At 64.6% G+C, this 13,367-nt stretch carries 13 protein-coding genes; all 13 read left to right on the top strand.

Going from position 1 to position 13,367, the window contains the following annotated elements:
• Positions 1–6: 6 nt before the first annotated feature.
• The 13 genes from XH96_RS18435 (at position 7) to XH96_RS18495 (ending at position 13,352) form a co-directional block, all read left to right on the top strand.
• Positions 7–618, top strand: a complete 612-nt coding sequence (locus tag XH96_RS18435; protein ID WP_194393697.1) for an NADH-quinone oxidoreductase subunit C — start codon at positions 7–9, stop codon at positions 616–618.
• A 2-nt stretch (positions 619–620) separates the two neighbouring features.
• The gene (locus XH96_RS18440) at positions 621–1,817 is read left to right on the top strand and encodes an NADH-quinone oxidoreductase subunit D (RefSeq protein ID WP_194393698.1); all 1,197 of its coding nucleotides are present in this window, start codon (positions 621–623) and stop codon (positions 1,815–1,817) included.
• Positions 1,817–2,782, top strand: a complete 966-nt coding sequence (locus tag XH96_RS18445) for an FkbM family methyltransferase (RefSeq protein WP_194394173.1) — start codon at positions 1,817–1,819, stop codon at positions 2,780–2,782. The genes XH96_RS18440 and XH96_RS18445 overlap by 1 nt, the downstream gene beginning before the upstream one ends.
• A 10-nt stretch (positions 2,783–2,792) precedes the next feature.
• The gene (gene nuoE / locus XH96_RS18450; protein ID WP_194393699.1) at positions 2,793–3,404 is read left to right on the top strand and encodes an NADH-quinone oxidoreductase subunit NuoE; all 612 of its coding nucleotides are present in this window, start codon (positions 2,793–2,795) and stop codon (positions 3,402–3,404) included.
• Positions 3,404–3,610: a hypothetical protein gene (locus XH96_RS18455; RefSeq protein ID WP_194393700.1), complete on the top strand. Its 207-nt coding sequence runs from the start codon at positions 3,404–3,406 to the stop codon at positions 3,608–3,610. Before nuoE ends, XH96_RS18455 begins: the two co-directional genes overlap by 1 nt.
• 15 nt (positions 3,611–3,625) lie before the next feature.
• Positions 3,626–4,951 (top strand): NADH-quinone oxidoreductase subunit NuoF, encoded by a 1,326-nt coding sequence (gene nuoF, locus XH96_RS18460; protein ID WP_028178209.1) that lies wholly within the window; start codon positions 3,626–3,628, stop codon positions 4,949–4,951.
• Positions 4,952–4,956: 5 nt separating this feature from the next.
• Positions 4,957–7,032 carry an NADH-quinone oxidoreductase subunit NuoG gene (gene nuoG / locus XH96_RS18465; protein WP_194393701.1) on the top strand — a complete coding sequence of 692 codons (2,076 nt, stop codon included), beginning with the start codon at positions 4,957–4,959 and terminating at the stop codon, positions 7,030–7,032.
• Between the two features lie 10 nt (positions 7,033–7,042).
• Positions 7,043–8,110 (top strand): NADH-quinone oxidoreductase subunit NuoH, encoded by a 1,068-nt coding sequence (nuoH, locus tag XH96_RS18470; protein WP_194393702.1) that lies wholly within the window; start codon positions 7,043–7,045, stop codon positions 8,108–8,110.
• A gap of 8 nt (positions 8,111–8,118) precedes the next feature.
• Positions 8,119–8,613 (top strand): NADH-quinone oxidoreductase subunit NuoI, encoded by a 495-nt coding sequence (gene nuoI / locus XH96_RS18475; RefSeq protein WP_191093171.1) that lies wholly within the window; start codon positions 8,119–8,121, stop codon positions 8,611–8,613.
• Between the two features lie 137 nt (positions 8,614–8,750).
• Entirely contained in the window at positions 8,751–9,389 is a 639-nt protein-coding gene (locus tag XH96_RS18480; RefSeq protein WP_028136073.1) for an NADH-quinone oxidoreductase subunit J, read from the top strand.
• Positions 9,386–9,694: an NADH-quinone oxidoreductase subunit NuoK gene (gene nuoK / locus XH96_RS18485; RefSeq protein ID WP_008547737.1), complete on the top strand. Its 309-nt coding sequence runs from the start codon at positions 9,386–9,388 to the stop codon at positions 9,692–9,694. Before XH96_RS18480 ends, nuoK begins: the two co-directional genes overlap by 4 nt.
• Before the next feature lie 64 nt (positions 9,695–9,758).
• Positions 9,759–11,843: an NADH-quinone oxidoreductase subunit L gene (gene nuoL, locus XH96_RS18490; RefSeq protein ID WP_194393703.1), complete on the top strand. Its 2,085-nt coding sequence runs from the start codon at positions 9,759–9,761 to the stop codon at positions 11,841–11,843.
• Complete coding sequence (locus tag XH96_RS18495) at positions 11,844–13,352, top strand: NADH-quinone oxidoreductase subunit M (protein ID WP_194393704.1); 1,509 nt, start codon at positions 11,844–11,846, stop codon at positions 13,350–13,352. It begins immediately after the preceding gene.
• Positions 13,353–13,367 lie beyond the last annotated feature (15 nt).

A 13,367-nucleotide genomic window follows, 5' to 3' on the forward strand; every position in this document is an offset into this window, starting at 1 on the left:
TACGTCATGGACGACGCCAAGCTCGACGCCCTGGGGCAGACGATCGTTAGCGCGCTTCCGGGCGCCGCCACCGGTCATTCGGTGGCCTTCAACCAGCTCACGGTTGATGTCGAGGCCGTCAAGATCGTCGAGGTGGTCAAGTACCTCCGCGACGATCCGAACTGCCGTTTCGTCAACATCACTGACATCACGGCGGTGGACTATCCCGATCGTGAGAAGCGTTTCGACGTGATCTATCACTTCCTGTCGCCGACGCTGAACACGCGGATCAGGCTCCGTGCCCAGGCGGACGAGACCACGCAGGTGCCGTCGCTGATCGACGTATTCCCGGGCGCGGACTGGTTCGAGCGCGAGGCCTACGACCTCTATGGCGTGTTCTTCGTCGGTCATCCCGACATGCGCCGCCTCCTCACCGACTACGGCTTCGAGGGGCATCCGCTGCGCAAGGACTTCCCGCTCACCGGTTTCGTCGAGGTCCGCTACGACGACCAGGAGAAGCGCGTGGTCTACGAGCCCGTGCGGCTCAACCAGGAATTCCGCAAGTTCGATTTCCTCTCGCCGTGGGAAGGCGCGGACTATCCGCTTCCCGGTGACGAGAAGGCGGGACCAAAGGTCTGATCATGACTGAGCAACCTGAAAATCTCCGCAACTTCACCATCAATTTTGGACCGCAGCATCCTGCGGCCCATGGCGTGCTGCGTCTCGTGCTGGAGCTGGACGGCGAGGTGGTCGAGCGCGTCGACCCGCATATCGGCCTGCTTCATCGCGGCACCGAGAAGCTGATCGAGCAGAAGACCTATCTGCAAGCGATCCCGTATTTCGACCGGCTCGACTACGTCGCGCCGATGAACCAGGAGCACGCCTTCTGCCTCGCGGCCGAAAAGCTGCTCGGCATCGAGGTGCCGCGCCGCGGCCAGCTGATCCGCGTGCTCTATTGCGAGATCGGCCGCATCCTGTCGCATCTGCTCAACGTCACCACGCAGGCGATGGACGTTGGCGCGCTGACCCCGCCGCTGTGGGGCTTCGAAGAGCGCGAGAAGCTGATGGTGTTCTACGAGCGGGCCTCGGGCAGCCGCATGCACGCAGCCTTCTTCCGCGTCGGCGGCGTGCACCAGGACCTGCCGCAGAAGCTGGTCGACGACATCGAGGCCTGGTGCGATCCGTTCCTGAAAGTGGTCGACGACCTCGACCGGCTGCTCACCGCCAACCGCATCTTCAAGCAGCGCAACGTCGACATCGGCGTGGTGCCGCTCAAGGAGGCCTGGGAGTGGGGCTTTTCCGGCGTGATGGTGCGCGGCTCCGGCGCGGCGTGGGACCTGCGCAAGTCGCAGCCCTACGAGTGCTACGCCGAGATGGATTTCGACATTCCGATCGGCAAGAACGGCGACTGCTACGACCGCTATCTGATCCGCATGGAAGAGATGCGCCAGTCGGTGCGCATCATGAAGCAGTGCATCCAGAAGCTGAACGCGCCTGAGGGCAAGGGCCCCGTCGTCGTCGAGGACAACAAGGTCGCGCCGCCGCGCCGTGGTGAGATGAAGCGCTCGATGGAGGCGCTGATCCACCACTTCAAGCTCTACACCGAGGGCGTCCACGTGCCGGCCGGCGAAGTCTACGCCGCGGTTGAGGCGCCGAAGGGCGAGTTCGGCGTCTATCTCGTCGCCGATGGCACCAACAAGCCCTATAAGTGCAAGATCCGCGCGCCGGGCTTTGCCCATCTCCAGGCGATGCATCACATCTGCCGCGGCCATCTGCTCGCCGACGTCTCGGCCATTCTCGGCTCGCTCGACATCGTGTTCGGAGAGGTCGATCGGTGATGGGGCAGCAGGCGCCAATCCAGTTTGACCGCGCCTCGGGGGCCCTGGAAGGGGCCAACCTGTGGGAGCGGACGGCTGCCTTGGCGCTGGTGACGGGATCGAAGATCTCCTCGCATTTCTCGCACATGGGCTACATCGCCTGCGCGAATCTGCTGCGCAGGACGCTGCCGGAGCGCAACATCGCGATCAGGCTCAATCCTGACGCCGTGTTCGAATTCCCCTACGGCGACGGCTATTGGAGCAAGCTGCTCAACCGCTCCTACAATTACGAGGACGAGCTCGAGCTGCTGTTCGCCGACTCCATCGACGTCGACTACACGCTGCTCGATTGCGGCGCCAATTACGGCTACTGGTCGGTGCTGGTGTCGAGCAAGCCCTTTGGTTCGCACAAGGCGATCGCGATCGAGCCGTCGGGGCAGAACTATCCGAAGCTCGCCAACAACGCCCGCGTCAACGGCAACCGCTTCGAGACGATGAAATGCGCCATCGGCGCGGCCCGCGGCACCGCGCGGCTGTCCGGCACCAAGCACGAGGCCTTCAGCATTGCCGGCGATCCGTCGGCGGGCGGTGAAGAAGTGTCCGTGATCGCGCTCGACAACCTCATCGACGACGGCAAGGTCGCGGCCACCGGCAAATACCTGATCAAGCTCGACGTCGAGGGCGTCGAGATCGAGGCGATCAAGGGCGGCGCCCGGCTGCTCGAGGCCGACAGCGTCATCATGTGCGAGGAGCACGGCAGCGACCGCTCTCACGCGGTGTCGCGCTTCATCCTCGAACAGACCCCGCTGAAGCTGATCGTGTTCGATCCGCGCAGCAACCGGATGGAGACCGTGACCGAGCTGTCGATCCTCGACCGCATCAAGGTCTCGACCCACGTCGGCTACAACGTTTTCGGCACCGCAAGCGCATTCTGGCAGGACAGGATCGATGCCCTGAATGCGAAAACCGCGCGCCGTATGCAGTGAGAGATGAGAGATGTCCGTTCGCCGACTAGCACCGAAGGAAGTCCAGCCCGCGAGCTTCGCGTTCACGGAGGAGAACCTCGCATTCGCCAGGCAGCAGATCGCGAAATATCCGGCCGGGCGCCAGGCCTCCGCCGTCATCGCCATCCTCTGGCGCGCGCAGGAGCAGAATGACGGCTGGGTGTCGGAAGCCGCGATCCGCGTCATCGCCGACATGCTCGACATGCCCTATATCCGCGTGCTGGAGGTCGCAACCTTCTACACGATGTTCCAGCTCGCCCCCGTCGGCAAGAAAGCCCATGTCCAGGTCTGCGGCACCACGCCGTGCCGCCTGCGTGGCGCCGAAGATCTGATCCACGTCTGCGAGCACCGCATCCATCACGAGCCCTTCCATCTCTCCAAGGACGGCAATTTCAGCTGGGAAGAGGTGGAGTGCCTGGGCGCCTGCGTGAATGCGCCGATGGTGCTGATCGGCAAGGATACTTACGAGGACCTGACCAAGGAAAGCTTCGGCAAGGTGCTCGACGGTTTTGCTTCGGGCAACCCGCCCAAGCCGGGTCCGCAGAACGGCCGCCAGTACTCGGCGCCGATCACCGGGCCGACCACGCTGAAGGAGATCACCTGATGCGTGACCTCTCGTCGCCGGCAATGCAGGGGAGCGGTGCCATGAAGAAGTGGGGCTTCATCGCGATGCACGCCGTCGTGGCGGCCGCTTTCATCTTCCTGCTTCAGCGCTTCGGCCTGAACGCTTCGCTGGAATCCAGTCTGCTCTGGGCGCTGACGTTTGGTATCTGCGCCGCCGGACTTGCCTACAAGCAGTCCAATCGTTGATCGGAAAGCACTGATATGCTCGAGGACAAGGACCGCATCTTCAAGAACCTCTACGGCCTCCACGATTGGGGGCTCGAGGGCGCGCGGCGCCGCGGCGCCTGGGACGGCACGAAGAACATCATCGACAAGGGCCGCGACTGGATCATCAACGAGATGAAGGCCTCGGGGCTCCGCGGCCGCGGCGGCGCGGGCTTCCCGACCGGTCTGAAATGGTCCTTCATGCCGAAGGAATCGACCGACGGCCGGCCGAGCTATCTCGTCGTCAACGCCGACGAGTCCGAGCCCGGCACCTGCAAGGATCGCGAGATCATGCGGCACGATCCGCATCTCCTGATCGAGGGCTGCCTGATCGCCAGCTGCGCGATGAATGCGCACGCCTGCTACATCTATGTCCGCGGCGAGTTCATCCGCGAGCGTGAGCATCTCCAGGCCGCCATCGACCAGGCCTACGAGGCCAAGCTGGTCGGCAAGGACAACGTCAACGGTTGGCCGTTCGACATCTACGTCGCCCACGGCGCCGGCGCCTATATCTGCGGCGAGGAGACCGCGCTGCTCGAGAGCCTCGAAGGCAAGAAGGGCCAGCCGCGGCTGAAGCCGCCGTTCCCGGCGAACGTCGGTCTGTTCGGCTGCCCGACCACCGTCAACAACGTCGAGTCGATCGCCGTTGCGCCGGACATCCTGCGCCGCGGCGCGGCGTGGTTCGCCGGCATCGGCCGTCCGAACAATGTCGGCACCAAGCTGTTCTGCATCTCCGGCCATGTCGAGCGGCCCTGCAACGTCGAAGAAGCCATGGGCATTCCGTTCCGTGAGCTGATCGAGAAGCATTGCGGCGGCATCCGCGGCGGCTGGGACAACCTCAAGGCCGTGATCCCCGGCGGCTCGTCGGTGCGCATGGTGCCGGCGGAGCAGATCATCGACACGCCGATGGATTTCGATTCCTTGAGCAAGCTGCGCTCGGGCCTCGGCACCGCGGCCGTGATCGTGATGGACAAGTCCACCGATCTGATCCGCGCCATCGCCCGCATCTCCTATTTCTACAAGCACGAGAGCTGCGGCCAGTGCACGCCGTGCCGCGAGGGCACCGGCTGGATGTGGCGGGTCCTGACCCGCATGGCCGAGGGCCGCGCCCACAAGCGCGAGATCGACATGCTGCTTGAAGTGACGAAGCAGGTCGAAGGCCACACCATCTGCGCGCTCGGCGACGCGGCGGCCTGGCCGATCCAGGGCCTGATCACGCATTTCCGTCACGAGATCGAAGCGCGCATCGACCAGTATTCGCACAAGGCCGACATCGACGATATCGGCGTGCGCGATCCCGTGAACATGGTCGCGGCGGAGTAAGAGACATGACCAAGCTCATCATCGACGGCAAGGAGATCGATGTCCCCGCCGAATACACGCTGCTCCAGGCGTGCGAGGCGGCCGGTGCCGAGATTCCGCGCTTCTGCTATCACGAGCGGCTGTCGATCGCCGGCAATTGCCGGATGTGCCTCGTCGAGGTGAAGGGCGGCCCGAAGCCGGTCGCCAGCTGTGCCTGGGGCGTGCGCGACTGCCGTCCGGGTCCCAAGGGCGAGCCGCCGGAGATCTCCACCCGTTCGCCGATGGTGAAGAAGGCGCGTGAAGGCGTGATGGAGTTCCTTCTCATCAACCATCCGCTGGACTGCCCGATCTGCGACCAGGGCGGTGAGTGCGACCTCCAGGACCAGGCGATGGGCTATGGTGTCGACACCAGCCGCTTCGCCGAGAACAAGCGTGCGGTCGAGGACAAATATCTCGGCGCGCTGGTCAAGACCTCGATGAACCGTTGCATCCAGTGCACGCGCTGCGTCCGCTTCTCGGCGGAAGTCGCCGGCGCCCCCGAGATGGGCGCGACCGGCCGCGGCGAGGACATGGAGATCACGACCTATCTCGAGCACGCGCTGACGTCGGAACTGCAGGGCAACCTCGTCGACATCTGCCCGGTCGGCGCGCTGACCTCGAAGCCCTACGCCTTCGCGGCGCGTCCGTGGGAGCTCGGCAAGACCCAGTCGATCGACGTCATGGACGGCCTGGGATCGGCGATCCGTGTCGATACGCGCGGCCGTGAGGTGATGCGCATCCTTCCGCGCATCAACGAGGCCGTGAACGAGGAGTGGATCTCCGACAAGACCCGCCACGTGGTCGACGGCCTGCGCACCCAGCGGCTCGACCGGCCCTATATCCGCGAGGCCGGCAAACTGCGCGCAGCGAGCTGGACCGAGGCCTTCGCCGCGATCGCCGCCAAGGCGGCGCGCACCGACGGCAAGCGCATCGGCGCGATCGCCGGCGACCTCGCCGGTGTCGAGGAGATGTTCGCGCTGAAGGATCTGCTCGCCAGGTTCGGCTCGAGCAATCTGGCGGTGCAGGGGGGCGATGCGTTCGATCCCTCGCTCGGCCGCGGCTCCTACATCTTCAACCCGACGCTCGCGGGCGTGGAGCAGGCGGATGCGCTGCTCATCATCGGCGCCAACCCGCGGAAAGAGGCGGCCGTGTTCAATGCCCGCATCCGCAAGCGCTGGCGTGCCGGCGGCTTCAAGGTCGGTGTGATCGGCGCCAAGGCCGACCTCACTTACGACTACGACCATCTCGGCGCGGGCACCGAGACGCTCGGCGAGCTCGCGGCCGGCAAGCACTCCTTCACGGACGTGCTGAAGAACGCCAAGAATCCGATCATTCTGGTCGGTGCGGGCGCGGCCGCCCGTCACGACGGCGCTGCCATCCTCGCCGCCGCCGCCAAGCTCGCGCTCAATGTCGGCGCGGTCAAGGACGGCTGGAACGGTTTTGGCGTGCTACATGAGACCGCCTCGCGCGTCGGTGCGCTCGACATCGGTTTCTCCGCAGCTGCGGGTGGGCTGAACGCGGCGCAGATGACGACGTTCGGTACGCTCGACTTGCTGTTCCTGCTGGGGGCCGACGAGATCAAGGCGCCGGACGGCACCTTCGTCGTCTATATCGGCACCCATGGCGACCGCGGTGCACATCGTGCCGACGTCATCCTGCCGGCGGCGGCCTACACCGAGAAGTCCGCGATCTACGTCAACACCGAGGGCCGCGTGCAGATGACCGGCCGCGCCGCGTTCCCGCCAGGCGAAGCCCGCGAGGACTGGGCGATCATCCGCGCATTGTCGGAAGCGCTCGGCAAGAAGCTCGGCTACGACTCGCTTGCGCAGCTGCGCCAAGCGATGTTCAAGGCCGTGCCGCATCTGATGCGTCTCGACCAGATCGAGGCTGGCTCCGCCGACCAGGTCAAGAAGCTGGCCGGGAAGGGCGGCTCGCCCGAGAAGGCACCGTTCAAGCCTCTGGTCGAGGACTTCTACCTGACCAACCCAATCGCGCGTGCGTCCGCCGTGATGGCGGAATGCTCGCGCCTCGCCTCCGGGCAGATGCTGACCGCAGCGGAGTGAGCGTGATCTGATGGAATTCTTCGAAAGCGCATTCTGGACCGGGTTCCTCTGGCCGCTGATCATCATGGTCGCGCAGAGCGTCCTGGTGCTCGTCGTCCTCCTGATCGCGATCGCCTACATCCTGCTCGCCGACCGCAAGATCTGGGCGGCGGTGCAGATCCGCCGCGGCCCGAACGTGGTCGGCCCGTGGGGCCTGCTGCAATCCTTCGCCGACCTCTTGAAGTTCGTGCTGAAGGAGCCGATCATTCCGGCCGGCGCCAACAAGGGCGTGTTCCTGCTGGCGCCGCTGGTGTCCTGCGTGCTCGCGCTCGCCGCCTGGGCGGTGATCCCGACCAATCTCGGCTGGGTGATCGCCGACATCAATGTCGGCGTCCTCTTCATCTTCGCGATCTCGTCGCTGTCGATCTACGGCATCATCATGGCCGGCTGGTCGTCGAATTCGAAGTACCCGTTCCTGGCCGCGCTGCGCTCGGCGGCGCAGATGGTGTCCTACGAAGTCTCGATCGGCTTCGTCATCATCACGGTGCTGCTCTGTGCCGGCACGCTGAACCTGTCGGCCGTGGTCGAGGCGCAGCACGCGCGCGGCCTCGCCAGCCTGATCGGGCTGCCGCAGCTCACCATCCTGAACTGGTACGTCTGGCCGCTGTTCCCGATGTTCGTCGTGTTCTACGTCTCGGCGCTGGCGGAAACCAACCGTCCGCCCTTCGACCTCGTCGAGGCCGAATCCGAGCTCGTCGCCGGCTTCATGGTCGAATACGGCTCGACGCCGTACCTGCTGTTCATGCTCGGCGAGTATGTCGCGATCGTCACGATGTGCGCGCTGGCGACGATCCTGTTCCTCGGAGGCTGGCTGCCGCCGGTGGACCTGCCGCCCTTCAACTGGGTGCCGGGGATCATCTGGTTCTCGCTGAAACTGTTCTTCATGTTCTTCCTGTTCGCGATGGCGAAGGCGATCGTGCCCCGCTACCGCTACGATCAACTGATGCGCCTCGGCTGGAAGGTGTTCCTGCCGCTGTCGCTGGTGATGGTGATCGTGGTGGCCGGCGTGCTGCATTTCGCCGGCATCGCGCCGAAGTGAGGGCCGTCATGGGTATCAACGTCAACGCCACTGCACGCTCGCTTCTGCTGTCGGAGTTCGTCTCGGCGTTCTTCCTCGCCATGCGCTATTTCTTCCAGCCGAAGCCGACGCTGAACTATCCGTTCGAGAAGGGCCCGATCTCGCCGCGCTTCCGCGGCGAGCACGCGCTGCGCCGCTATCCGAACGGCGAGGAGCGCTGCATCGCCTGCAAGCTGTGCGAAGCGGTCTGCCCGGCGCAGGCCATCACCATCGAGGCCGGGCCGCGCCGCAACGACGGCACCCGCCGCACCGTGCGCTACGACATCGACATGGTGAAGTGCATCTATTGCGGCCTCTGCCAGGAGGCCTGTCCTGTGGACGCCATCGTCGAAGGCCCGAACTTCGAGTTCGCGACCGAGACCCGCGAGGAACTGTTCTATGACAAGGCCAAGCTGCTCGCCAACGGCGACCGCTGGGAACGCGAGATCGCGAAAGCGATCGAGCTCGACGCGCCGTACCGGTGAGGTGAGGGCATGATCCTTCCCGCCATATCCTCGTCATTCCGGGGCGCGCGAAGCGCGAACCCGGAATCTCGCGCCACAACCTCCAGATTCCGGGTTCGCGGGCTTTGCCCGCGTCCCGGAATGACGGGGAATGCCTGATGATCCTTCCCGCGCTGTTCTTCTATCTGTTCGCCGGCATCTGCGTCGCCTCGGCGGTGATGGTGATTGTCTCGCGCAATCCCGTGCACTCCGTGCTGTACCTGATCCTGGCCTTCGTCAACGCCTCCGGCCTGTTCGTGCTGATGGGCGCCGAGTTCCTCGGCATGATGCTGATCGTCGTCTATGTCGGCGCGGTCGCGGTGCTGTTCCTGTTCGTGATCATGATGCTCGACGTCGACTTCCTCGAGCTACGCGAGGGCTTCATCGAGTACCTGCCGGTCGGCCTCGTGATCGGCGGCATCTTCCTGTTCGAGCTGCTGCTCACCGTCGGCTTCTGGGTCATCAACCCCGGCGTCTCCAAGACGATCACGGCGGCGATCCCGGCCAATGTCAGCAACACCGAGGCGCTCGGCCTCGTGCTCTACACGAAGTACATCCACTACTTCCAGCTCTCGGGCATGGTGCTGCTGGTCGCCATGATCGGCGCCATCGTACTGACGCTCCGGCACAAGGCGAGCGTGAAGCGGCAGGACATCAACGTTCAGAACGCACGCACGCCCGAGATGGCGATGGCGATGCGCAAGGTGGCGCCGGGGCAGGGGCTCTCGGACGCCGATGCGGCGGAGTGGGTGAAATGACGATCGGGCTCGGACATTATCTGGCGGTCGGCGCGATCCTGTTCACGCTCGGCATCCTCGGCATCTTCCTGAACCGCAAGAACATCATCGTCATCCTGATGTCGATCGAGCTGATCCTGCTCTCGGTCAACATCAACCTCGTGGCGTTCTCGACCTTCCTCGGCGACATCGTCGGCCAGGTCTTCGCGTTGCTGGTGCTGACGGTTGCGGCTGCTGAAGCTGCGATCGGTCTCGCCATCCTGGTGGTCTATTTCCGCAACCGCGGCTCGATCGCGGTTGAGGACGTCAATCTGATGAAGGGCTGATCGCATGATCCGGAAAAGTGGGTACCGGTTTTCCGACCAGATCATGCGGAAAGAGTAAGAGCAAATGGTTCAGGCAATCGTTTTCCTGCCTCTGCTGGGCGCCATTCTGGCCGGCCTCATCGCGCTCGTCGGCGCGCATGCCCGCAACCCCTCGGGCGACGAGGTCGAGCATCACGGCGACCACGGGCATGGCCACGGCGGCGCTCATGCGTCGACCGCCCATGATGACCATGGTCATGACGATCACGGCCACGACGATCACGGCCATGGTCCGGTCGAGCCGCCGGCGGCGGGCTCGCGCGCTGCCGAGCTGATCACCACGGCGCTGCTGTTCGTCTCGGCGGCCTTGTCCTGGATGACGCTGGTCGACGTCGGCTTCATGCACCACGACTACCGGATCCAGCTGCTGCCCTGGATCTTCTCCGGCGACCTCCAGGTCTGGTGGACGCTGCGCGTCGATACGCTCACCGCCGTGATGCTGGTGGTGGTGACCACCGTGTCCTCGCTCGTGCACCTCTATTCCATCGGCTACATGGACGAGGACCCGAACCGGCCGCGCTTCTTCGGCTATCTCAGCCTGTTCACCTTCGCCATGCTGATGCTGGTGACGGCGGATAACCTCGTGCAGCTGTTCTTCGGCTGGGAAGGCGTGGGCCTGGCGAGCTACCTGCTGATCGGCTTCTGGTACCAGAAGCCGTCGGCGAACGCGGCCGCGATCAAGGCCTTCGTGGTCAACCGCGTCGGCGATTTCGGTTTCGCGCTCGGCATCTTCGCGATCTTCATGCTGGTCGGCTCGACCGATTTCGAGACCATCTTCCACGCTGCGCCCGGCCTCACCGGCAAGACCGTCAACTTCCTCGGCTGGCACGCCGACGCGCTGACCCTGACCTGTCTCCTCCTGTTCATGGGCGCGATGGGCAAGTCGGCGCAGTTCCTGCTGCACACCTGGTTGCCGGACGCGATGGAAGGCCCGACCCCGGTCTCGGCGCTGATCCACGCCGCGACCATGGTCACCGCCGGCGTGTTCATGGTGGCGCGGCTGTCGCCGCTGTTCGAGCTCGCCCCGAATGCCCAGGCCGTCGTGATGTTCTTCGGCGCGACCACCGCGTTCTTTGCCGCGACCATCGGCCTCGTCCAGAACGACATCAAGCGCATCGTCGCCTATTCGACCTGTTCGCAGCTCGGCTACATGTTCGTCGCGATGGGGGCGGGGGCCTATTCGGTCGGCATGTTCCACCTGTTCACGCACGCCTTCTTCAAGGCGCTGCTGTTCCTGGGCTCCGGCTCGGTGATCTACGCGATGCACCACGAGCAGGACATCCGCAACATGGGCGGCCTCTGGAAGAAGATCCCTTACACCTATGCGGTGATGGTGGTCGGCACCCTGGCGCTCACCGGCTTCCCGCTCACCGCCGGCTACTTCTCCAAGGACGCGATCATCGAGTCCGCCTACGCCTCGCACAATCCGTTCGGGGTCTACGGCTTCCTGATGACGATCGTGGCCGCCGGCCTGACCTCGTTCTATTCCTGGCGCCTGATCTTCAAGACCTTCCACGGCGAGCCGCATGACGAGCATCACTACGAGGCCGCGCATGAGGCTCCGCTCTGGATCCTGATCCCGATCGGCGTGCTCGCGGTCGGCTCGTTCGTCGCGGGCCTGCCGTTCAAGGAGCTGTTCGCCGGTCACGGCGTGGAGGAGTTCTTCCGCGAGTCCGTGAAAATGAACCCGCACATCATCGAGGAGATGCACCACATCCCCCAGACCATCGCCTTCCTGCCGACGGTCATGATGGTGCTGGGCTTCCTCGTCTCGTACCTGTTCTACATCCGCCGGCCTTATCTGCCGGTCGAGCTCGCGAAGACGCAGCCGATGCTGTACCAGTTCCTGCTCAACAAATGGTACTTCGACGAGCTCTACGACCTCACCTTCGTCCGTCCGGCGAAGTGGATCGGCTACCAGCTCTGGAAGAAGGGCGACGGCTTCATCATCGACGGCTTCGGCCCCGACGGCGTCTCGGCCCGCGTGCTGGACGTCACCCGCAACGTCGTGAAGATCCAGACCGGCTATCTCTACCACTACGCATTCGCCATGCTGATCGGCGCCGCCGGCCTGATCACCTGGTTCATGTTCGGCTTTGGAGGCCAGTAAATGACAACCTGGCCCATACTTTCAGTCACGACGTTCCTGCCGCTGGTCGGCGCGCTGATCGTCTATCTCAGCCGCGGCGACGACGAGGCTAGCAGGCGCAACTCGCGCTGGATCGCGCTGTGGACCACGCTGATCACCTTCGCGGTGTCGGTGATCCTGGTCATGCGCTTCGACCCCAGCAACCCCGACTTCCAGTTCGTCGAGAAGGCGAACTGGCTCGCCACCGGCATCACCTATCACATGGGCGTCGATGGCATCTCGCTGCCGCTGGTGATCCTCACCACCGCCGTGATGCCGTTCTGCATCATCGCGAGCTGGAAGGCGATCACGAGCCGGGTCCGCGAATACATGATGGCGTTCCTGATCCTGGAAACGCTGATGATCGGCACCTTCTCGGCGCTCGATCTCGTGCTGTTCTACCTGTTCTTCGAGGGCGGCCTGATCCCGATGTTCCTGATCATCGGCGTCTGGGGCGGTCCGCGCCGGGTCTACGCCTCGTTCAAGTTCTTCCTCTACACGCTGCTCGGCTCGGTCCTGATGCTGCTCGCCATCATGGCGCTGTACTGGAACGGCGGCACCACCGACATTCCGACCCTGATGCACACGGCCGTGCCGCGGTCCCTGCAGACCTGGGCGTGGCTCGCCTTCTTCGCCTCCTTTGCGGTGAAGATGCCGATGTGGCCGGTCCACACCTGGCTTCCCGACGCGCATGTCGAGGCGCCGACCGCGGGCTCCGTGGTCCTCGCCGCGATCCTCCTGAAGATGGGCGGCTACGGCTTCCTGCGCTTCTCGCTGCCGATGTTCCCGCTGGCCTCGCACGACTTCGCGCCGCTGGTGTTCACGCTCTCGGCCATCGCCATCATCTACACCTCGCTGGTGGCGCTGATGCAGGAGGACATGAAGAAGCTGATCGCCTACTCGTCGGTGGCGCATATGGGCTTCGTCACCATGGGCATCTTCGCCGGCACCATGCAGGGTGTCGCCGGCGGCGTGTTCCAGATGATCTCGCACGGCATCGTCTCCGGCGCCCTGTTCCTCTGCGTCGGCATCGTCTACGACCGCCTGCACACCCGCGAGATCGCGGCCTATGGCGGCCTCGTCAACCGGATGCCGCTCTATGCGATGACCTTCATGGTCTTCACCATGGCCAATGTCGGCCTGCCCGGAACGAGCGGCTTCGTCGGCGAGTTCATGACGCTGCTCGGCACCTTCAAGGTCTCGATCCCGACCGCGTTCTTCGCCAGTTTCGGCGTGATCCTGTCGGCGGCCTATGCGCTGTGGCTCTACCGCAAGGTGGTGTTCGGGGCCCTGGTCAAGCCGTCGCTGATGAGCATGAAGGATCTCACCTTCCGGGAGTGCCTGACGCTGTTCCCGATGATCGCGCTGACGATCCTGTTCGGCGTCTATCCGAAGCCGGTGCTCGACATGTCGGCCGCCTCGGTCCAGCAACTCGTCAACAACTACAACACCGCTGTGACGGCCATGAAGGCCGCCGCACTGCTCCAGTGATCGGGCAGGTCAGGA

Origin of the sequence: Bradyrhizobium sp. CCBAU 51765, from assembly GCF_015291725.1 — a bacterium.
GTDB classification, from domain to species: Bacteria; Pseudomonadota; Alphaproteobacteria; order Rhizobiales; family Xanthobacteraceae; genus Bradyrhizobium; species Bradyrhizobium liaoningense.